This is a genomic window from Lacicoccus kunmingensis DSM 17847 (genome assembly GCF_059568765.1).
This window is the reverse complement of record NZ_JCANUC010000055.1, coordinates 1-1,067: the sequence shown is the minus strand read 5'-3', so window position 1 is coordinate 1,067 and position 1,067 is coordinate 1. Positions and strand designations below refer to the sequence as shown.

2 protein-coding genes are annotated in these 1,067 nt (G+C 36.4%); both read left to right on the top strand.

Annotated elements, in window-relative coordinates:
- Nucleotides 1–204 precede the first annotated feature (204 nt).
- Entirely contained in the window at nucleotides 205–375 is a 171-nt protein-coding gene (locus tag BO48_RS16765) for a hypothetical protein (protein ID WP_012477453.1), read from the top strand.
- Nucleotides 376–448: 73 nt separating this feature from the next.
- Nucleotides 449–1,067 (top strand): replication protein (locus BO48_RS16760; protein ID WP_496369277.1); only part of this gene is annotated, 619 nt, incomplete at its 3' end.

The following is a 1,067-nucleotide window of genomic DNA, read 5'->3' as shown; positions in this document are numbered from 1 at the left end:
CCCCCCCTTTAAGTGCCGAGTGCCAATTTCAGCGAAAAAGCCGCACGAAGCCAGGTGGGACAAGGGTTTGTGGTGGGCGAGTTCTCGGCGACTTTTCAGCGACTTTTCAGCTGAATTTCGGAAATTTGTATTTCCCTGTAATGCTTTACTCCATCCGAATAATGTTATATACTAATAAAAAAACATGAGAAAGAAGGTTTTGTTATGGCTCAAAAAAATGAAAAAGAAGAAATGCAAAGTGTAACGATCCGTATTCCCAAAGAGTTGTATTTTGAATATAAGCAAGCTTTGTTGGAGCAAGGGAAAATTGTGACTTATGATGTGCGGAGATATATGAATGATGTTGTAGAAAATCATAAGAAGGGGCATCAATGAGCATAAAAAAAGAGCGCCTCTGCGAAAGGTACGCTCAATTTACAACTCATTTTTGTAAGGTGAATATATCATTATGGCTAAAGATAAAGCAAGATACTTCACGTTTTTATTATACCCCGAATCTATCCCTGAAGATTGGGAAATGAAATTAGAATCAATTGGTTTGCCGATTGCAATTAGTCCACTTCATGATAAAGATTTAAGTGATGTTGAAGGGCAAAAATATAAAAAGGCTCACTATCATGTAATTTATGTAGCAAAAAATCCAGTAACCACTGATAGTGTGCGTAAAAAAGTAAGACAAATTTTGGGCGATAAGAGTGTTTCTATGGTTCAAATTGTAGTTCAAAGCATGGAGAATATATATCTGTATTTAACTCATGAATCAAAAGATGCTATTGCTAAAAAGAAACGTGTGTATGACAAGAAAGACATTAAGCTGCTGAACAACTTTGATATTGATCGGTACATAACGCTTGATGCCGAAGACAAAGACGACATGTTGAATGATGTCTGTGATTTGATTGATGAAAATGGACTAGCAAACATTCGTGAGTTAAGGAGATTTGTTAAAACTCGTGGGGCTGAACATAATTTGCCTAGCATGAAGATAATAAACTCTGTTTTGCGGTCGCATACTGGATTGATTAGATTGTATTTCGATGCTGTTTATCAAGAACGGAAATATGGTC

Bases quoted from the DNA above. Each gene is read 5' to 3' on its own strand.
- BO48_RS16765 (WP_012477453.1), top strand. From the start codon at position 205: ATGGCTCAAAAAAATGAAAAAGAAGAAATGCAAAGTGTAACGATCCGT.